Genomic DNA, 19,877 nt, shown 5'->3' on the forward strand with positions numbered 1-19,877 from the left:
TTTGTTACACGTCGCTGACGGACCGGCACCGGCGCAGCGGTTAAAATCGCGGGTCTTACGCAGAGAAGACACGCATGAACCTGAACGAACAGATCGATTCGCTCAACGCGGGCGTCGATCGGCTCCTCCACGATCACCACGCCGCGCAGCAGGCGGCACGCAGCGCGGAAGCGTTCGCGCGCGCCGCCGCGGCTGAAGCCCAGGCCGCCGCCGCCCGTCACGCCGCCGCCGAGACCGAAGCCCAGGCCGCCGCGCAGCGCCACACGGCCGCAGCCGCCGACGCCGAAGCCGCGCAGCAGCGCCACGCGGACGCCACCGCCGCGGCCGAAGCCGCCGCCCAACGCCACATCGAAGCCACCGCACAGGCCGAGGCCGCCGTCCAGCGGCACGCCGAGGCGACCGCGCTGACCGAAGCGCTCGCCCAGCGTCACGCGGATGCCGAAGCCGCGTCGCAGCGTCATGCGGCCGCGATCGCCGAAGCCGAGGCCGCCGCGCAGCGTCATCACGCCGCCGCGACCGAAGCGGATGCAGCCGCGCAGCGTCATGCGGCGGCCGCCACGGAAGCCGAAGCCGCCGCGAAGCGCCATGCCGAAGCAACCGCCGAGGCCGAGGCCGCGACGCAGCGTCACGCGGCCGCGATCGCCGAGGCGGAGGCACTCGCGCAGCGTCACACGCAGGCGATCGCCGAAGCGGAAGCCGCCGCGCAGCGCCATGTCGAGGCAACCGCCGAAGCCCAAGCCGTCACGCAACGTCACACCGAAGCGATCGCGCAGGCCGACGCGGCCGCGCAACGCCACGCGGCGGCGACTGCCGAGGCCGAGGCCGTCGCGCAGCGCCACACCGAAGCGATCGCGCAGGCCGAAGCGGCCGCCGAGCGTCACGCGAAGGCGATCGCCGACGCGGAAGCGCTGGTCGAAGCCGTCGTGAAGGACGCCGCGACGAACGCGGCGGCGGTGGCAGCCGCGCCGGCCGTCGCGGCCGAAGTCGTCGAACCGGTTGTCGAGCCGGTGGCACACGCAGCCGTGGCGGTGACCGCCGACGAAGCCGCGGCAGCGCCCGCCGATGCCGGCACCGCCGTCGTCGCGCCGGCCGCCGACACCGCAATCGAAGTCGCCCCCGCAGCCGAAACAGCGGACGCCGTCGCCGACAAGCCGACGCTGCACGTCGCCCGCCCGTCGCAGAACGAACTGACGCTGACCGTCAACGGCCAGTCGATCACGCTGCACCCGGAGCAGCTCGGTCAGCTGATCGAGGAACTCGCGCATGCGCGCGCGTCGATGCAGCCGGAACCGCCGCCGGGCATCCCGGCCGGCTGGCGCTTCGTGACGACGAAGAACCCGATGATGGCCGTGCAGAAGCAGTCCAACGGCGACCGCCTGCTGGTCGCGCGCCACACCGGCTACGGCTGGGTGCCGTTCACGTTCTCGCCGGACGTCGTGATCCAGATGTACATGATGCTGACGCAACGGTAAGCACGTGCGGCGGCGCCGCCGCATATGACAAAGCCCGATCGATTCACAATCGATCGGGCTTTTTGCTTTCCGAAATCCGGAGGAACGACCGGCATCCGCCGGCGTGCGTCAGCGCTCCACCGGCGCCTGCACGCGCGCCTTCCACTGGCCGCCCTTGCCGCGCCAGTAGCGCCACGCGGACGCGAACGTCGCGCCGACGTAGAACAGCGCGACGAGCGGCAGCGCCGGCGCCCACAGCGGCGAGCGGCGGTAGTAGCGCAGCATCGGCGCATATGCGGTGCACATCGACGCCCATGCGAGCCACGCCGGCCAGGCGCGCGCGCCGTATGCGAGCGCGGCCACGGGCGGCACGAGGTAGATGATCGTCATTCCGAGCAGCGTGCCGGCGAGCAGCAGCGGCGAATAGTGGAGCTGCGTGAACGCGGTGCGCGCGATCATGTTCCAGATGTCGCGCCAGCTGTCGTACGGCCGCAGCGACACGCTGCGGTCGGCCAGATCGAGCCGGATCGGATGCCGGCCGCTGCCGCGATGCTTGATCTGCGCGGCGAGACTGCAGTCGTCGATCAGCGCGCCGCGGATCGACTCGATGCCGCCCGCCTCCTCGAGCGCGCTGCGCTTGACCAGCATGCAGCCGCCCGCGGCGCCGGCCGTCCTGTTGCGCGGATTGTTGATCCACGAGAACGGATAGAGCTTCGCGAAGAAAAATACGAACGCCGGGATCAGCGCCTTTTCCCAGAACGAATCGCAACGCAGCCGCACCATCAGCGACACCAGGTCGCGCTGTTCGGCCTGCGCGCGCGTGACGAGTTGGGCGACGGCGTTCGGCGGATGGCCGATGTCGGCATCGGTCAGCAGCAGATAGTCGGCCGGCAGCCCGAGCGTGCGCACCGCGGCGATGCCCTGCGACTGCGCCCACACCTTGCCCGACCACCCCGCCGGCAGCGGCTTCGCGGCCAGCACCGTCAGGCGGTCGGCGCGGTTGATCGCGAGCGCGGCGGCGCGGGCCGCATCGGCGGTGCCGTCGTCGCTGTGGTCGTCGACGATGATCAGATGAAAGTCGCCCGGATAATCCTGCTCGAGCAGCGACGTCGCCGCCCGGGCGATCACGTCGACCTCGTTGCGCGCCGGCACGACCGCGACCACGGCCGGCCAGCCGGCCTCGGCCGCGGCGCCGCGCGCCTCGGGCGGCAGCGCCCGCGCGGGGCGCGCGCGCCAGAAGCCGCCGCGCGCGACGAGCAGCACGATCCAGATCAGCAGCGACAGGCCGGATACCAGGAAGGTAATCGCCAGCATCATCGGCACGCCTCCTGCCGGATACCGGCGTGAGCGGCGCCGGATCGTCCGGTCATAATCGGGGTCGGAGTGAAAACACCCATGACCGCATCGGCGGCAGGGCAATACGCGTAAGAATCGACGGTCATCGAATGGCCTTGAAATGAGCGCGACGCCGGGCAGCCGGACAGGTTGCCCGCGAAACCGCGCAGTTTACCGGGTTCCGCGCGCGCGAGCGCCGACGCGGCTCTGCGGCGGATGCAACACGGCCGATACGGCACCAGAGCAAGGACGGCGCGATAGGGTTAAAATGCGCGATTAATTCGGGGTTCCGGGGCCTGGCCTGGCCGGTTCGTTTCCTGCCTTCATAACATCAAGCCGGGGCGAGCGAGCAGTGCCAGCTCCTCGAACCCCGGCGTCTGTCGTCGGAGTTCGCTCACTTATGCGAGTCATCCTTGCCCAGCCCCGCGGCTTCTGTGCGGGGGTTGTCCGTGCGATCGAGATCGTCGATCGCGCGCTGCAACAGCACGGCGCGCCGGTCTATGTGCGTCATGAGATCGTGCATAACCGGCATGTCGTCGAAAATCTGCGTAATAAAGGGGCACGATTCGTTGAGGAGCTCGACGAGGTGCCGCATGGCGCCGTGGCGATCTTCAGCGCGCACGGTGTCGCCCAGACGGTCGAACGCGACGCCGAAACGCGCGGGCTCGACGTGCTGGACGCAACCTGCCCGCTCGTCACGAAAGTGCACGTGCAGGGCCGCCAATACGTCGCGGCGGGCCGCCGGCTGATCCTGATCGGCCATGCGGGCCATCCGGAAGTCGAGGGCACGATCGGCCAGATTCCGGCCGAGGTGATCCTCGTGCAGAGCGAGGCAGAAGTCGATACGCTGACGCTGCCGGTCGACACGCCGGTCGCGTACGTCACGCAGACGACGCTGTCGGTCGACGACACGCGCGGCATCATCGAAGCGCTGCAGCGCCGGTTCACCGACATCGTCGGCCCGGACACGCGCGACATCTGCTACGCGACGCAGAACCGCCAGGCCGCCGTGCGCGAGCTGAGCGGCCAGGTCGACGTGCTGCTGGTCGTCGGTGCGACGAACAGCTCGAACTCGAACCGCCTGCGCGAGATCGGCACCGAAAGCGGCGTGCCGAGCTATCTCGTCGCCGACGGCTCGGAAGTGAAGCCCGAATGGTTCGCGGGCGTGCAGACGGTCGGCCTGACCGCCGGCGCGTCGGCACCCGAGGAAATGGTTGAGGATGTAATCGGCGCGCTGCGCGCGCTGGGGCCCGTCGATGTCACGACGATGGCGGGCCGCGAGGAAAAAGTCGAATTCAAGTTGCCGGCGAAGCTTACGCAAGCTGTCGCCCGCGAAGTTTAAGGAGGACAACTCTTGTCTATTCCGCTGCTCCAGCAAGTCCGCGTCGGCGCATACATCATGCGCCAACACCTGTCCGGCAACAAACGCTATCCGCTCGCGCTGATGCTCGAGCCGCTGTTCCGCTGCAACCTCGCCTGTAACGGCTGCGGCAAGATCGACTATCCGGACCCGATCCTGAACCAGCGCCTGTCCGTCGAGGAATGCCTGGAAGCCGTCGACGAGTGCGGCGCGCCCATCGTGTCGATCGCCGGCGGCGAGCCGCTGCTCCACAAGGAGATGCCGGAGATCGTCAAGGGCATCATGAAGCGCAAGAAATTCGTGTACCTGTGCACGAACGCGCTCCTGATGGAAAAGAAGATGGACGACTACCAGCCGAATCCGTACTTCGTCTGGTCGGTCCACCTCGACGGCGACAAGGACATGCACGACCATTCCGTGTCGCAGGAAGGCGTGTACGACAAGGCGGTCGCGGCCATCAAGGAAGCGAAGCGCCGCGGCTTCCGCGTGAACATCAACTGCACGCTGTTCAACGATGCGATCCCCGAGCGCGTCGCGAAGTTCTTCGACACGCTGGGGCCGATCGGCGTCGACGGCATCACCGTGTCGCCGGGCTATGCGTACGAGCGCGCGCCGGATCAGCAGCACTTCCTGAACCGCGACAAGACGAAGAACCTGTTCCGCGAGATCCTGAAGCGCGGCGAAGGCGGCAAGCGCTGGTCGTTCAGCCAGTCGTCGCTGTTCCTCGACTTCCTGGCCGGCAACCAGACGTACAAGTGCACGCCGTGGGGCAACCCGGCGCGTACCGTGTTCGGCTGGCAGAAGCCGTGCTATCTGGTCGGAGAAGGTTACGTGAAGACCTTCAAGGAACTGATGGAAGACACGAACTGGGACAACTACGGCGTCGGCAACTACGAGAAGTGCGCGGACTGCATGGTCCACTGCGGCTTCGAAGCCACCGCCGTGATGGACACGATCGCGCATCCGCTGAAGGCGTTTGCCGTGAGCCGGAAGGGTATCAAGACGGAAGGCGCATTCGCGCCGGACATCTCGATCGCGAAGCAGCGCCCGGCCGAGTATGTGTTCTCGCGCCACGTCGAGATCAAGCTCGAGGAAATCCAGCGCGCCGGCAAGGGCAAGCTGCAGAAGCCGGCGAAGCCGGCAACGGCGGCTTAAGCGCGTATCGCCACGCGGAGGTTCGCGCCTCCGCGTCGGCCCGCATCGAAGAAGCGCCACGGAGTTCGCTCCGTGGCGCTTTTGTTTTGATGGGCGTCGTCGCAAGGCCGCGTGCATTCGCGCACGCATGAGCATGCGAATGCCCGCACGCTAGTGTCTCGACTCGGCCGCCGCGATCAGCTGCCATGCGGTCGGTCCGCGATCGACCAGCGGGTCGGACGGCGGATCGAAATCGTGACGATGCGCGTCGTCGGACGGCAGCGCCTGCGACTTCGCGATGCCGATCTCGTCGCCGCATACGGTGCATCGATAGATGCCCGCAACCGGCGTCTCGCTGCCCGGCGGCAGATTCTCGTTGAATGCGCGGCCGCTTCCGCACGTGAAGTAGCCACCGATCCTGTATAGCGCCATCGCGCCTCCTGACTGAAACGAATGCATTCGCGGCGACACGCACGATCGCCGCGAACGCGAGGATGGATGGTCATCGACCGAACCCGTTGGCGGCGAGCGTCAGCCCCGGAGAACGGAACGCGCATGAAACGCAGCCAGGGCTCGGTCGCGTTGCCACCGCTCAATGCAGAACGGCCGCTTCCCGCATCCGGGCCGCCGGCTGCGCGACCAGCCCCGGCTGCTCGCTCGATGCGAACGCGCACACGTGGCGCCACAGCTCGGCGAGCCGGTGCCGCGTGAGCGTCGCGACGCACGCGTCGTTCGCCGCGAGCACACGTTCGAGCGCCGCGCACTCGTCGTCGTGCAGCGTCCATGCGCCGCTTTGCGCGGCGCGCGCCATGCTCGCGTCGAGCACGCGCTCCGCGTCGACGCACAGGTCGACGCTCGCATCCGGGGATACTGCGTCGTCGAGCGAGAGGAACACCAGATAGACGCTCGTGCGCAGCCGCATCAGCAACGTTTCGCTGCCGTGCTCGCCGCGCAGCGCGACGAGCGCCATGTGGCATTTCAGCGAGATGTCGCGCACATGCGCCGGCGGCAACGGCAGCAGCCACTCGCGCGTCAACGGCGGGTGGCGACGGCCTTTTCGGGCGGCCTTCATGATCCGCCCTCGCCTGCCGCGACGTCGTCCACGTCGAATGCCGGCCACGCGGTGCGGCACGCGCGGGCGCCGCGCCGTGCATCGCGACCGCCGTTCGCGCGGCGCCGCGCGCCGCCGTACACGTCGTCCCGTCGCCGCGTCGCACACGCCTGGGGCAGCCGGCGGATCGCGGATGCGCGCAACACGTCGGGGAGTCGGTCAAGGCACGCCATGCTCTGCTCCCGCATCAGAACGTGTTCTCGCCCTTCAGGTAGTACGCGGTCTTCACGAAGAACGCCTTCACCGGATGACCGCTCTGCGCCGCGCTGGCCGCGCGCGCTTCCATCGCGGCCTTCTCCTCGCGCGAGCGGTCGGGCACCGGGTACCTCACGCGTTCGAGCGCACGCTGCATCGCGAGCGGATAGTTCTGGTTGCCGGCTGTCGTCGCACGATAGCCGGCGCGCGTCATCTGCCGCAATTGCACATCGGTTTCGGCACGCGCCGCCGACCAGGTCAACGGCGCAACGTTCGACTGCCTCTCGGTATCGACGGACTGCGCGAAGCTCGCGGCGGGCAGCACGGCAAGCGCGCCGGACAGGACAGCAAGGGAAACAACGGATCGCATCATGGCCTCCAGATGGTTGTTTCCGCATCGATCGTCGTCGTCGATGCGGTGCAATCATCGTATGTCGCGTGATCACGCGCTTGAATAGCCGATTCCGCAATTGATATTTTCGGCACCGACGGACGGGGTGCGATCCGTGCGATTCGCCAATGCTGCCCGAGTGGAATTTCTTTATTTCATTCAACTACCTGATCGCGTTTTTGCAGACGAATCGACGTGTCGTGTGAATCGCTTTTGCGGTTTTTGAAATGACGTATTGCCGATGCGATTTCGGCCAAAGCCCTGCCCGGCGCGGCTTTCGGCGCGATGTCGCACACGCCGGCACAGGCGGGAAACGATTCGACAAATGCGCTCGTTTTCCTGACATACGACAAAACCTCCGCGCCGATTTACCGCTCCGCGAGAAGACGTGTGCGACACGGACGCGCGATAATTGCGCATCGCGCCGTCAGTCACGGCGCTTATCCGTTCCCTATTCTTTTCCCGAGTTCCGCCATGGCTGCCATCGACACCTCCGCCATCGACAATTGGCACGCACACGTCTACTTCGACGCCGCGAGCCGCGACGCAGCCTGGGCGTTCCGCCTCGTCGTCGAAGAACGATTCGGCGCGATCATCGAGCTCGGCCGCTTTCACGAGCGCCTCGTCGGCCCGCATCCGGCCTGGTCGTACCAGATCGCGTTCGACGCCGCGCGCTTCGACACCATCGTGCCGTGGCTCATCCTGAATCACGGCGCGCTCGACATCTTCCTGCATCCGAATACCGGCGACGATCTGCGCGACCATCGCGACAGCGCGGTGTGGATCGGCAAGTCGCATGACCTGAATCTCGGCGCGCTCGCGGGCTGACGAGCCGCACGCGGTCGCATTCGACATACGCGGTATCCACGTTTCGGCCCGAGCTGAAACGTCCGGCGGCGCGGCGTCGATACAGTGGTTCCGTTACCCACGTTTGCCGGAACCCGCCATGACACAAGCCGACACCGATGCACAACGCATCCATCAAGACTGGCACGCCGCCGTCGTCGCGCGCGACCTCGACGCGCTGATGTCGCTGTACGCGGACGACGCGATACTCGAAACGCCGCTGATCGTCGTCGCGCTGCCCGATCACGGCTCGGGCGTGCTGCACGGCAAGGCCGCGATCGGCGCGTTTTTCGCGACGGGCCTGCGCAATCCGGGAAACAAGCTCGGACGCTGGTATCGAACCGGGCTGTTCTTCTCGAACGGCCGGCAACTCACGTGGGAATATCCGCGCGAAACGCCGGAAGGCGATCAGGTCGATCTCGTCGAGATGATGGATCTGCGCGACGGGCTGATCGCGCATCATCGCGTCTACTGGGGGTGGGTCGGGTTCATGGCGCTGCGCGGCGCGGCACGGGCGGCCGGGCACGCATGACGCGCGCCATGCCGCCCGCATGCACGCTCACGCGACATACATCGCGACGCTGACGAACTGGCACAGGCTGCCGGCCAGCACGAAAAGATGCCAGATACCGTGCCCGTGGCGGATGCGCTCGTCGTTGATGAAGAAGTAGATCCCCGCGCTGTAGATGACGCCGCCGGCCACGAGCCATACGGCACCCACCGGCGGCAGCGCATGAATCAGCGGGCGGATTGCAACGAGGGCGAGCCAGCCCATCAGCACGTACAGCACCATCGACACGATGCGCGTGCGCCGACCGAGCGTGAGTTCCTGCGCGATCCCGAACGCGGCGAGCCCCCAGCTCACGCCGAACAGCGACCAGCCCCACGGGCCGCGCAGCGTGACGAGCGTAAACGGCGTGTAGCTGCCCGCGATCAGCAGATAGATGGCTGAATGGTCGCACTTCTGCAGGATCGCCTTCAGGCGCGGGTTGCGCACGCTGTGATACGCCGTCGAGATTCCGTAGAGCAGGATCAGCATCGCACCGTACACGCTGAAGCTCACGATCTTGTAGGGATCGCGGTCGAGCGCGCCCATCGTCACCAGCGCGACCAGCCCTGCCACCGACAGCACCGCGCCGACGAGATGGGAAATGCTGTTGAAACGCTCACCGACATGCACGACGGGTTCTCCTGCGCGGATTCTTCGGGGAAAGAGGATGCCTCATATGATACCGACGCCCGGACTTCTCCGCGCTGGACGAAGTCAAACGCCGCGGTGACGGGCGCCTCGCGCGCACCGCACCGGCCCGCCAAAGAAAAAGCGCCGCGAATGTCTTCGCGGCGCTTTCCGGTCCGTCACCGGACCGCCTCACCGGCCGGCTGCACCGGCCCGGTTCAGCAACACTTCCCTGCCCCCGACCCGTACCGCGCATTCTGACGCTCGCGGAAGAATTCCTCGTACGTCATCGGCTCGCGGTCCGGATGGGTTTCGCGCATGTGCGCGACATAGGTGTCGTAGTCGGGCAGGCCGACCATCAGCCGCAACGCCTGCCCGAGGTAACGCCCCGCACTGCGCAGGTCGCTGCCGAGATCGGTGAACATCGCGGCCTCCCGTTATCGTCCGCTGCCGAGCGCTTGTGCGGCCGGCATCGCTTCGTACGGCGTCTCGCGCACGGTCGGCTTCGACTCGCGACGCGCGCGCAGCACGGCGAGCAGGCCGTACCCCGCGATCGCCACGACGACGAAGATGAACAGGCCGGCCAGCGCCGCATCGATGTAGTCGTTGAAGATGATCCGCTTCATCTGCGCGATCGACTTGGCCGGCGCGAGTACCTTGCCTTCGTCCACCGCGGCCTGCAGCTTCGCCGCGTGCGCGAGGAAGCTGACCTTCGGATTCGAATCGAAGATCTTCTGCCAGCCGGCCGTCAGCGTGCAGATCAGCAGCCATGCGGTCGGCACGATCGTCACCCACGCGTAGCGCTCGCGCTTCATCTTGAACAGCACGACGGTGCCAAGCACCAGCGCGATCGCGGCGAGCATCTGGTTCGAGATGCCGAACAGCGGCCACAGCGTGTTGATGCCGCCGAGCGGATCGACCACGCCCTGATACAGGAAATAGCCCCACGCGGCCACGCACAGCGCGGTGGCGACAAGGTTCGCCGGCAGCGACTCGGTGCGCTTGAGCGCCGGGTGGAACGTGCCGAGCAGGTCCTGCAGCATGAAGCGGCCCGCGCGCGTGCCGGCATCGACGGCCGTCAGAATGAACAGCGCCTCGAACAGGATCGCGAAGTGATACCAGAACGCCATCATCGCTTCGCCGCCGATCACCTGGTGCAGGATGTGCGCCATGCCGACGGCCAGCGTCGGTGCGCCGCCCGCGCGCGCGATGATCGTCGTTTCGCCGACGGCCTTCGCGGTCTGCGTGAGCATGTCGGGCGTCAGCACGAAGCCCCATTGCGTAACCGTGTTCGCGACGGCTTCAGGCGTCGAGCCGAGCACGGCCGCCGGCGCGTTCATCGCGAAGTAGATGCCCGGCTCGATCACGCATGCGGCGACCAGCGCCATGATCGCGACGAACGATTCCATCAGCATCGCGCCGTAACCGATGAAGCGCGCATTGGTTTCGTTGTCGATCAGCTTCGGCGTCGTGCCCGACGAGATCAGTGCGTGGAAGCCCGACACCGCGCCGCATGCGATCGTGATGAACAGGAACGGGAACAGGTTGCCCGACCACACCGGGCCCGTGCCGTCGACGAACTTCGTCAGCGCGGGCATCTTCAGTTCCGGCGCGACGACCAGAATGCCGATCGCGAGGCCGAGGATCGTGCCGATCTTCAGGAACGTGGACAGATAGTCGCGCGGCGCGAGCAGCAGCCACACCGGCAGCACCGATGCGACGAAGCCGTAGCCGATCAGGATCCACGTCAGCTGCGTGCCGCTGAAGGTGAACCATGCGGCGAGCGCCGGCGAATCGTGCACGGTCTGGCCGAACGCGATCGACGCCATCAGCAGCACGAAGCCGATGATCGACACTTCGCCGATGCGGCCCGGGCGGATGTAGCGCGTGTAGACGCCCATGAACAGCGCGATCGGAATCGTCGCGGCGACCGTGAACGTGCCCCACGGCGAATTCGTCAGCGCCTTCACGACGATCAGCGCGAGCACCGCGAGGATGATCACCATGATCAGGAATGCGCCGAACAGCGCGATCACGCCGGGCACCGTGCCGAGCTCCATCTTGACGAGGTCGCCGAGCGAGCGGCCGTCGCGGCGCGTCGAGATGAACAGCACGATGAAGTCCTGCACCGCGCCCGCGAACACGACGCCGGCCAGGATCCACAGCATGCCCGGCGTGTAGCCCATCTGCGCGGCGAGCACGGGCCCGACGAGCGGCCCGGCGCCGGCGATCGCGGCGAAGTGATGGCCGAACAGCACGTACTTGTTGGTCGGCACGTAGTCGAGGCCGTCGTTGTGCCGGACGGCCGGCGTCATCCGCAGCCCGTCGAGCTGCATGACCTTGCTGGCGATGAAACGGCTGTAGAAGCGATATGCGATCAGATATACGCAGACTGCGGCGATCACGATCCAGAGCGCGCTGACGCGTTCGCCGTGCGCAAGTGCGATCGTCCCGAACGCGAACGCGCCGAGCAGCGCGACCGCGATCCAGAGCAGGGTACTGGAAGCCCGATTCATGGCGTCTCCTGGTCTCCAATGTGGTTTTGAGTGGATCCGGCGAGGCGCCGGACCCGCGTGACGTCGATGCGTCGTGCCGCGTCTCGCGGAAGACACGGCGGTGGGCCGTAGTATTCCGCGCGACGGGGGAGGCTTACAAGCGCACAACTACGTATGCGAGGCTACGTAGAATTACGTAGCCGAGGGGCGAAAGCTCGGGTTGCGGCCGCGATCGGCCGACGCGCGGCCGGGCATGCCCCGCGGTTGGCCATGCCCGGCGCATTGCGCGCCGGGTCGGTTGCATCAGTGCTTGTCGTCGAGCTTCTTCGGCTTCGGCGGCGACGGCACCTTCGCGTACTGGAACGCGGGCGTCGCCTTCAGCGCGTCCTTCGTCGCGCCCGGCAGATAGATGTTGCCGTTGCGCACGTCGAGCGACGCGATCGGCACCGCGACGTCATGCGCCGCGACGCCCAGGAAACCGCCGGCCGACACGATCGCGGCCGAGACCGAGCCGTCAGGCGCGACGATCAGGTCGCGCACCGTGCCGACTTTCTGGTTCTGGTCGTTGTACACGGCCTTGCCGAGCACGCTCTTCTTCACGCTCCAGCCTTCGAGCAGCGCCTGCGATTGCTCGACGGTGACGCTGAGTGGCTGGGCGCCCGCGATCTGCGCATGCACGTTGAGGCTCGATACGAGAACGGCGGCTGCGACGATTGTCTTGGTGAAAGCCATGCTGATTGCACTCCGGTTAGGTTGTTGTTGGTGCCGGGAGCGAAGCGGCGCGGGTGCGGTGGCGAATCGGTGAGCACCCCGCGCTTCGTCGATGCAGCAGCGGCCGGCCGCGCCGCCGCTGCGTGTGCGCGCAACGGGCCCGGACGGGCCCGTCGGTTAACGCAACACGGGTCATGGTAGCGCCAGTCGAGAAGTGCTGCCATGAGGCTGCATTGCACAGCGATGAACGAAGATCAATGTCGGCGTGAAAAATGCCGAGGGAGAGTCGGAATCAGACGACGCTCAATGTTTCTCGAGCAGCTTGCGGGACGCGAACAATTCGGCATCGCTACGGATGCCGAGCTTGCGATACGCCGATTGCTTTTGCGCGCTGATCGTCTTGCGGCTGCGGGAAAATTTCAATGCGATATCGGATACCGACATGCCCGCCAGATAACAGCGCAGCACCTCGTGCTCGCGCGGGCTCAGGCGCAGGTCGGCGGACGCTTCCGATTCGGCTGCGGGTGCGTCGTCGCTGACCGCCGGTTTCGGCGCCGTCACACTCTGGACAGGCGTCGCGCTCGCCATCACCCTGCCTGCCAATTCGGCACTGATATACGAACGTCCGTCTGCGACCACACGGATCGCATGCACCAGTTCGCGAAGATTTTCGCTCTTGCCGAAGAAACCGAGCGCGCCTGCGCGCATCGTCATGTTGACGGTCGCAGGCGTATCGCTGCTCGACGTCATCAGGATCTTGCAATCCGGGAAGCGCGTGCTCACCAGCTTGACGAGATTGAGGCCGTCGATCTCGTCCGGGCCCAACGTGTAGTCGAGCAGCACGACGTCGGCGTGATTCGACTCGAGCCAGCTGATCAGATCGCGCGACCTCGCAAAGCTCGCCGCCACTTCGATGCCGGTCCTCTCCGTCAGATAACTCGCGATCCCGTGCTGGACGACGGCATGGTCGTCCAGGATCACGACGCGGATCGGTTGGAGCTCTGGTCTCATTACTACCCCTTTTCATTCTGGCGATACGGCCCATCAACGGTTGGCCGCTTCTTGCCATGGCAAACCGGAACGGATGATCCGGATTAGCTTACCGGCTTTCTGGATAATTTTTAACCCCGCCAGCTAAACAGCCGAGGTGCGAGCAGTCATGGCGGACGCCATGCAGTCCGATTCGGCATCCGCGGCAGCGACAGCATGGGAAACGGCCCGCGCGCCCCGTCTCCGCCACCTGAACGGCATATGTCGCCGGCGCCGGCGCGGCCCGCAACGAATCGCCGAACGCAGGCGCTCGCGTCATCGAAAGGCACGGTTGATGTCGTTGCTCCCGTCTGCACCGCGTTGCGCCGACGCAACAGACCCTTTGTGATGACGACCTCGCTCCGAGTATTTCTCACGCTACCACTGCAGCGCCTGATACAGGTCATCACACGTGCGCGGTTCACGCCTGAGGCGAAGGCGTGGATCACCGCGCATCCGGGCGTGCGCACCTGTGCCGACACGCATTGGCGTCCGTTCGAATTTCGCAAATCAGCTGACTGCGCTTCGAGTATGTCGACAACGTAACATGGGCCAATTCGTACCACGCTCTCATGTCGGGGAAGATCGACATGGCGGCGGACGCGTCAAGAAGCGGCGCCATCGTCAGCCTGCCGTGGTTCGTCGGCACGATGGTCGTCGTCGCAACGGAGCCGTTGAATCTCTTCGGCGATCTTGAGACTCCGACAGACAAGCAGATCGCGCAACGGTAGCGGCAGGCTCGAATAAGCGATCCGGCATGCCGGCGTGCCCGTGATCCTGCTGATTTGCGGCGACGAACGCGGCGGTTGCTTCGGAATCGCTGCTGACGTTGCTCGACGACGTCCTGGAATATTCGCGTCTCGAGTCTCGAAACGTGACGCTCGCGTTCGCGCCGACGTCCGGCCGCGCATGGGCGTAGCGCAGCGCCGACATGATGCGCTGGCGCGTCGACGAGAAAAACCTCAACCCGGAGTTCGAACTCGCGTGCCCACCGCGCTGTGCGTGCCGATCGGTTCGGTGCGCACGCGGCAGATCGTGCTGAACCTGCTTGCCAACGCGATCAAGTTCACGTCGGCCGGCTCGATTGCGCTGCGCGTCGTTTATCTCGACGGCAAACGCGCGCCATGCCAGCTCGCGCGCGATCGAAGTCCGCGACACCGGCATCGGCATTCCACCCGATCGCCAGCGTCGCATTTTCGCGCCGCACCAGCGCGTCGAGCAGCCGGGCAGCCGCCGCGTGAACGGCGGCGGACCGGGACTATCGATCTGTCGGGGACGGGTCGACTTGATGAACGCCATGGAGTTCGCGAAGCCGCGTTTCGACATGCGACGCGATATTGGCGATATCGCCCAGTTTGGCCAGATGCGACGCCCCCGCAATCCGGTGCGCGGCCCGTGCGGCTGCGGCGAAATCGCGCGACAGCAATTCGTTGACAAGCGCGTCGAGATCCTTCGCCACTTCGCGGTCATAGACAGCGTTGAGATCGGCGGCATCGTCGGCATGCGCCGCCGCCGGTTCCATCTCGGCATACGCCGGGCACCACATCGCGATCAGTTGCCGCAACGTTTCGAGCCGCAGCGGCTTGCCCAGCACGCCGTCCATGCCGCTGTCGAAGCAGCGCTCGCGATGCGCGTCCCCGGATACAGCGGAAATCCCGATGATCGGAACGTGTCTGGCCTCGCGTGCCGATTCGTCCTGACGGATCATCTTCGCGAGCGCATAGCCGTCGACGTCCGGCAGATCGCCATCGAGCAGCACGAGGTCGACACGGCCGTCCGCCAATTGACGCAACGCGTCCTCGCCGGTGCCCGCAACGATGCCGACGCAGCCGAGTTCCTCGCATTGCTGCTGCAGCGCGAACTGCACGGTTTCGTGATCGTCGACAATCAGGATGCGCGGTGATTCAGGATGAGCGTGTCCAGGCGGTGCGCCGACCAGCACGGGCATCGATGTGGCGGGCCGCACCGGCAACGGCTCGTCCACTGTCGTGACCGGCAATCGCACCGTCATCGTCGTTTCGACGTGCGGCAGGCTTTGGACGGTGATCGTGCCGTGCATCAATGCGACCAGTTCACGGCAAATCGCGAGACCAAGCCCGCTGCCGTTGACGTCCTGGTGAAGCGAGGCAGGCCCCTGCCAGTATGCGTCGAAGATGTGTTCGATCCGTTCGGGCGCAATGCCGATGCCGGTATCGCGCACCGCGAGGGTCAGCGTGCCATTTTGCCCGTGGCGACCTGAAACATACTCGACGCGCAGCGTCACCGAGCCTGCGGATGTGAATTTGATTGCGTTGACGAGCAGATTCAGCACGATCTGGCGCACACGGACCGGATCGATTGCGACGCGCACCGCCGACGGACAAGCAAAGTCGAGCTCCAGGCTCAAGTTTTTCTCGTCGGCACGCCAGCGCACCATGTCGACCGTATGCCGCGCCCACGACTCAAGCTCGACGGCCTGCGTGGCAAGCCAAACCTTGCGCGATTCGAGGCGGGAATATTCGAGGATATCGTCGAGTAGCGTCAGAAGCGTCTCGGATGCCGAGATCGCCGCATCCGCGCGATTCGCCTGTTGCCCGGTCAACCGCGAGCGTTGCAGCAATTCCAGCGACGACAGGATCGTATGCATCGGCGTGCGGATTTCGTGACTGACGAACGCGAGAAACGTCGCCTTTTCGCGCTCGCTGCGGATCGCGGCCACGCGCGACTTCCACGACAGGAATGCGAGCATCGCGAATGCCAGCAGCGCGGCGGCAATCGCGATCACCTGGGGCGCCCGGTAATGCAGGATCGAACGGAGCGTCGGCTTGCCGTAATCGGCCATCTCGACCCAGTCGCGCGTGAGCTCCGCCGTCTTGCTCACGGGAATGGCCGCGAGCGACTTGTCGATGATCGACGCGAGGATCGGCAGGTCTGCCCGTGTAAGCATCGCCAGCGATACGGGGCGGTCGGCAAGCATCCCCGACATGTAAAGCTGCCCGGGAAACTGCCGCTGCACGATCGGCAGAATCGTGACGTCGACGCCGAGCGCGGCATCGGCCTCGCCGTTGGCAACCGCGGCGAGCGCGAGTTCCTCGGTGTCGAACGTAAGCACGTCGAGCATCACGCCGCTGTTGCGCGTGAAATACTCGACCGCGCCTCGCCCCTTGATCGCGACACGCCGGCCTTCGAGCCGCTTCAGGTTGAAGATCATCGCGGAGTCGTTGCGCGTGACGGCCGTCAGCCGCCCGACCAGGTAGGGCGCACTGACGAGAGCACCGGCGCCGACGCGGTCCGGCACCAGGTCGCGCCATACGCCCGGCAGCAGATCAACCTTGTGCGATGCGAGCGCATCGTACGCGTGCCCCCATTCCGTGCCCGGCACCGTCTTGAACGTCAGCCCGGTCATTTTCGAGATTGCGTCCAGGTACCCTGCGACGAGGCCGGCATGGTTGCCGTTGCGCATGTATTCGATGGGATGCCAGTTCGCCTCGACTGCGATATTGACGACCGGATGCGCGCGCATCCACCGAAGCTCCTCGTCAGTGAAGGTGGGCTTCCAGCAGGCGGTCGCGCCGTTCGCAGGGAGCGACGAGACGACGAACCAAAGGAATATTGCGCGCAAGAGCAGGCGCGGTGCGGCGCGGCACGCGATAAGACGTCCTTCCATGTACGATACGGCGGCCGGAGCGAGTGCATCGGAGACCATGCACGGCATGCGCCGTCGGTTGAGGTTTGCAGATGGGGCGACTCTATCCGACGATCCGCAAATCGGCCGTCCATCCAATCCTATTTCAGACAGACGCCTTAGGAATTGTCCTAATTTTGGCCGGAGGCGAGGGGATTCGCATCAGCAGGATCGCCTACAGCGCGACCGCTCGCCGCACGGCACCTCGGGCGCACGCGCCGCTATTCCAGTCGTTCGGATATCGCCGCTATGCGACGTGCCGCCGCTCGGCACCCGTCTTCGTCGATGGGCCGACCATGACGGCGGCGGGCATCAACCCGCCGCCGTCACTTCACGCATTGCGCGAATACACGCGCCGATGCCGCACCGCCTCCGCCAGCACGTCGAGCACCGGCTCCGTCTGCGTCCAGCTCAAACACGCATCCGTAATCGACACGCCATACTGCAACGGCACGCCGGGCTTCAAATCCTGACGCCCCGCCTCGAGATGACTCTCCACCATCACGCCGACGATCCGGTGCTCGCCCTGCGACAGCTGCCGCGCAAGATCCTGCGCGACTTCGATCTGCCGCTCATGCGACTTGTTCGAGTTCGCGTGCGAGCAATCGACCATCACCTGCTCGCGCAACCCGCTCTTGCGCAGCACCGCGCAGCTCGCCTCGACGTGCTCGGCATCGTAGTTCGGCCCGTTCTTGCCGCCGCGCAGGATCACGTGCGCGTCGTCGTTGCCGCGCGTCTCGAAGATCGCGGCCATCCCCATCTTCGTCATCCCCATGAACGCGTGGCTCGCGCGCGCGGCGACGATCGCGTCCGACGCGACCTGCACGCCGCCGTCGGTGCCGTTCTTGAAGCCGATCGGGCAGCTGAGCCCCGACGCGAGCTGCCGATGGCTCTGGCTCTCGGTCGTGCGCGCGCCGATCGCGCCCCACGCGATCAGGTCCGCGATGTACTGCGGGCTCAGCAGGTCGAGGAATTCGGTCGATGCCGGCAGGCCGAGCGCGTTGATGTCGAGCAGCAGTTGCCGCGCCGCGCGCAGCCCTTCGTTGATGCGGAAGCTGCCGTCCAGGCGCGGATCGTTGATGTAGCCTTTCCAGCCGACGGTCGTGCGCGGCTTCTCGAAGTACACGCGCATCGTGATCAGCAGGTCGTCCTTCAGCGCATCGGCGGCGGCCTTCAGGCGACGGGCGTAGTCGAGCGCCTGGTCGTGGTCGTGGATCGAGCACGGGCCGACGACGAGCAGCAGCCGGTCGTCCCGGCCGTGCAGGATGTCGCCGATCGCGCGGCGCGTGTCCTCGACGAGCGTCTGCGTGGCGGCCGGCACCGGCAGCTCGTCCTGCAGCAGCGCGGGCGAGATCAGCGGACGCACGGCGCCGATGCGGACGTCGTCGATGCGCGTGGTGTCCTGCGTCGCGTCGGCACTGCCTACCTCGCGATCGTGAGAAGGATTGTCGAGGTTCTGCATGGGGGTTCTCCGGGGACGTCTGGAATGATGTGCAGGCTCGATTATGGCACTCGCGCGTGGCGGCAGCGAGGCGCGGCGGGGGAAGGCGACCGGCGTCAAGGCGCCGGATGAAAAAAGGCGATCCGCGAAGGATCGCCCGGCGATTGTGTCGATGCGCGGGGCGGCTAGTGCAGCGTCTCGGGCGCGAGCGAATTGCTCGGCAACCATGCCGTCAGCGCGCAATTGCTCGGCGCGGCCTTGCCGCCGAAGCGGTCGTAGAGCCAGGGCAGCATCCCGGCCACCCACGGCGCGATCGCGCCCGCGTGTTCGAGCGGATATTCGGTGTACACGACCGGCACGCCGCTGGCACAGAACTTCTGCGCGAGCGCGCGTACATCGTACGCGAGCATCACGCCGTCGCCCACCTGGCTGCCGAACGTGCCGTCGAGCACGCCGGCCGTGCCCTGAACGATGTACATCGGAATCGTCGGCGACGGGGCCAGCCCGGCGTTCACCTTGTTCGCGTAGGTCACGTACGCCGGAATGCTGTTGATGTCGTTCGCGTATTGCGGCTTGAACAGCGTCGCCCACCGCAGCCCCGTGTATTTCGGCAGGATGTAGGCGAGCGACTGGTTCTGGATGTCGTTGAATACGGCGACGCCGCTGTCGCTCAGATACGGCGTCAGATCGAAGCCGAAGCCGCGCGACAGCCCGGCGAGCGCGGCTGCCGCGACGCCGCCCCAGACGATGCTGCCGTCGACGTAGCGCAGGTTGTGCGCGGGGTCGACCAGCACGCCGCCCTCGGCCGCGCCGACGAGCTGCTTGTTGACGTCCGGCGCATAGCTCGGCGCGAGTTGCGCGGCCCAGTTCGTCGCGATCGCACCGCCGGAATAGCCGATCATCGCGACCTTGCTGGACGGCGCGAGGCCCGTCGACGGCGTGTTGAGCGCCGCGCGGATCGAATCGAGCGTCGTCATCCCGTATTCGGGGCCGGCGGCGAAGTCCGCCGTCTGGCCTTCCGTATCGGGCACGATCACGTTGTAGCCGAGCAGCAGCAGCGTCGACAGCGGGATCGATTCCGCGCTGTAGAGCAAGGTGCCGGCGTTGATGATCTTCGTGACATCGCGATCGCCGGCGATCACCTGCGACGGTTCGTCGTAAGGATTCAGCGAGTCGTAGGCCGACTGGTACGAGATCGCCCGGCCGTTGCTGACCGGGCTCCGGATCACCGACGTCACGTTGACGACCGGCCGGTTCTGCGCGTCGTTGGTGCGATACAGCAACTGCTGGGCGGTCACCGCGGTCGGCATTCCGGCCACGTGATAGGTGACGGTTCGCGTGTTGAGCACCGTCCCGGGTGGAATCGATTTCAACGGCGTGGCGCCCGTATACGTGTAGAACGGGTCGGTCACGGTGGCCGCGCCTGCATGAACCGACGACGTGGCGACGGCCAGCACGGCGGCCGCGATCGTCATCAAACGTTTGGAGGACATCGGAGTTGCCTCTGGGGATAACCTGCTTTTCATCGAGGAAGTTC

General features: G+C 66.3%; 17 protein-coding genes and 1 pseudogene. 6 read left to right on the forward strand and 12 right to left on the reverse strand.

Annotated elements, in window-relative coordinates; genetic code table 11:
- Positions 1–74: 74 nt before the first annotated feature.
- Complete coding sequence (locus tag WS45_RS03080) at positions 75–1,472, forward strand: hypothetical protein (RefSeq protein ID WP_059698115.1); 1,398 nt, start codon at positions 75–77, stop codon at positions 1,470–1,472.
- A 108-nt stretch (positions 1,473–1,580) separates the two neighbouring features.
- On the opposite strand, the gene WS45_RS03085 is transcribed toward WS45_RS03080, so the two are convergent.
- Positions 1,581–2,768, reverse strand: coding sequence for a glycosyltransferase (locus WS45_RS03085; protein ID WP_059698118.1), 1,188 nt, complete (start codon positions 2,766–2,768; stop codon positions 1,581–1,583).
- 418 nt (positions 2,769–3,186) lie between these two features.
- On the opposite strand from WS45_RS03085, the gene ispH reads away from it, so the two are divergent.
- Together ispH and hpnH are read left to right on the forward strand one after the other, a co-directional pair.
- Positions 3,187–4,128, forward strand: a complete 942-nt coding sequence (gene ispH, locus WS45_RS03090; RefSeq protein WP_011659818.1) for a 4-hydroxy-3-methylbut-2-enyl diphosphate reductase — start codon at positions 3,187–3,189, stop codon at positions 4,126–4,128.
- Between the two features lie 12 nt (positions 4,129–4,140).
- Complete coding sequence (gene hpnH, locus WS45_RS03095) at positions 4,141–5,301, forward strand: adenosyl-hopene transferase HpnH (RefSeq protein WP_059528840.1); 1,161 nt, start codon at positions 4,141–4,143, stop codon at positions 5,299–5,301.
- A 150-nt stretch (positions 5,302–5,451) separates the two neighbouring features.
- Here hpnH and WS45_RS03100 read toward each other — a convergent pair whose 3' ends face one another.
- The 3 genes from WS45_RS03100 to WS45_RS03115 form a co-directional block, all read right to left on the reverse strand.
- The gene (locus WS45_RS03100) at positions 5,452–5,712 is read right to left on the reverse strand and encodes a hypothetical protein (RefSeq protein WP_059698120.1); all 261 of its coding nucleotides are present in this window, start codon (positions 5,710–5,712) and stop codon (positions 5,452–5,454) included.
- A gap of 160 nt (positions 5,713–5,872) precedes the next feature.
- The gene (locus WS45_RS03105; protein ID WP_059698122.1) at positions 5,873–6,352 is read right to left on the reverse strand and encodes a hypothetical protein; all 480 of its coding nucleotides are present in this window, start codon (positions 6,350–6,352) and stop codon (positions 5,873–5,875) included.
- A 226-nt stretch (positions 6,353–6,578) separates the two neighbouring features.
- A complete protein-coding gene (locus WS45_RS03115) occupies positions 6,579–6,956 on the reverse strand; it encodes a hypothetical protein (protein WP_059529118.1) in 378 nt (125 codons plus the stop codon).
- 495 nt (positions 6,957–7,451) lie between these two features.
- On the opposite strand from WS45_RS03115, the gene WS45_RS03120 reads away from it, so the two are divergent.
- Complete coding sequence (locus WS45_RS03120; protein WP_059528852.1) at positions 7,452–7,805, forward strand: DOPA 4,5-dioxygenase family protein; 354 nt, start codon at positions 7,452–7,454, stop codon at positions 7,803–7,805.
- Positions 7,806–7,923: 118 nt separating this feature from the next.
- Complete coding sequence (locus WS45_RS03125) at positions 7,924–8,355, forward strand: nuclear transport factor 2 family protein (RefSeq protein ID WP_059698124.1); 432 nt, start codon at positions 7,924–7,926, stop codon at positions 8,353–8,355.
- Positions 8,356–8,382: 27 nt separating this feature from the next.
- On the opposite strand, the gene trhA is transcribed toward WS45_RS03125, so the two are convergent.
- From trhA to cblR, 5 genes are all read right to left on the reverse strand, one after another.
- The gene (trhA, locus tag WS45_RS03130) at positions 8,383–9,003 is read right to left on the reverse strand and encodes a PAQR family membrane homeostasis protein TrhA (protein ID WP_059689268.1); all 621 of its coding nucleotides are present in this window, start codon (positions 9,001–9,003) and stop codon (positions 8,383–8,385) included.
- Between the two features lie 215 nt (positions 9,004–9,218).
- Positions 9,219–9,425 (reverse strand): YbdD/YjiX family protein, encoded by a 207-nt coding sequence (locus WS45_RS03135; RefSeq protein ID WP_027781714.1) that lies wholly within the window; start codon positions 9,423–9,425, stop codon positions 9,219–9,221.
- A gap of 12 nt (positions 9,426–9,437) precedes the next feature.
- A complete protein-coding gene (locus WS45_RS03140) occupies positions 9,438–11,516 on the reverse strand; it encodes a carbon starvation CstA family protein (RefSeq protein WP_059528858.1) in 2,079 nt (692 codons plus the stop codon).
- Between the two features lie 282 nt (positions 11,517–11,798).
- Positions 11,799–12,227 (reverse strand): PRC-barrel domain-containing protein, encoded by a 429-nt coding sequence (locus WS45_RS03145; RefSeq protein ID WP_059528861.1) that lies wholly within the window; start codon positions 12,225–12,227, stop codon positions 11,799–11,801.
- Between the two features lie 282 nt (positions 12,228–12,509).
- Positions 12,510–13,217, reverse strand: coding sequence for a cable pilus system response regulator transcription factor CblR (cblR, locus tag WS45_RS03150; protein WP_059689267.1), 708 nt, complete (start codon positions 13,215–13,217; stop codon positions 12,510–12,512).
- A gap of 1,102 nt (positions 13,218–14,319) precedes the next feature.
- On the opposite strand from cblR, the pseudogene WS45_RS36370 reads away from it, so the two are divergent.
- Positions 14,320–14,472: pseudogene (locus WS45_RS36370) on the forward strand (ATP-binding protein); the annotation flags it as partial.
- 21 nt (positions 14,473–14,493) lie between these two features.
- On the opposite strand, the gene WS45_RS03155 reads toward WS45_RS36370, so the two are convergent.
- The 3 genes from WS45_RS03155 to WS45_RS03165 all read right to left on the reverse strand — a co-directional run bounded on the left by WS45_RS03155 (position 14,494) and on the right by WS45_RS03165 (position 19,833).
- Entirely contained in the window at positions 14,494–16,737 is a 2,244-nt protein-coding gene (locus WS45_RS03155; protein ID WP_306459383.1) for an ATP-binding protein, read from the reverse strand.
- Positions 16,738–17,230: 493 nt separating this feature from the next.
- Complete coding sequence (locus WS45_RS03160; protein WP_059528867.1) at positions 17,231–18,361, reverse strand: 3-deoxy-7-phosphoheptulonate synthase; 1,131 nt, start codon at positions 18,359–18,361, stop codon at positions 17,231–17,233.
- Between the two features lie 164 nt (positions 18,362–18,525).
- Positions 18,526–19,833, reverse strand: a complete 1,308-nt coding sequence (locus tag WS45_RS03165; protein WP_059698126.1) for a lipase family protein — start codon at positions 19,831–19,833, stop codon at positions 18,526–18,528.
- Positions 19,834–19,877: the final 44 nt, after the last annotated feature.

Source organism: Burkholderia sp. RF2-non_BP3, assembly GCF_001522185.1.
GTDB lineage: Bacteria > Pseudomonadota > Gammaproteobacteria > Burkholderiales > Burkholderiaceae > Burkholderia > Burkholderia diffusa.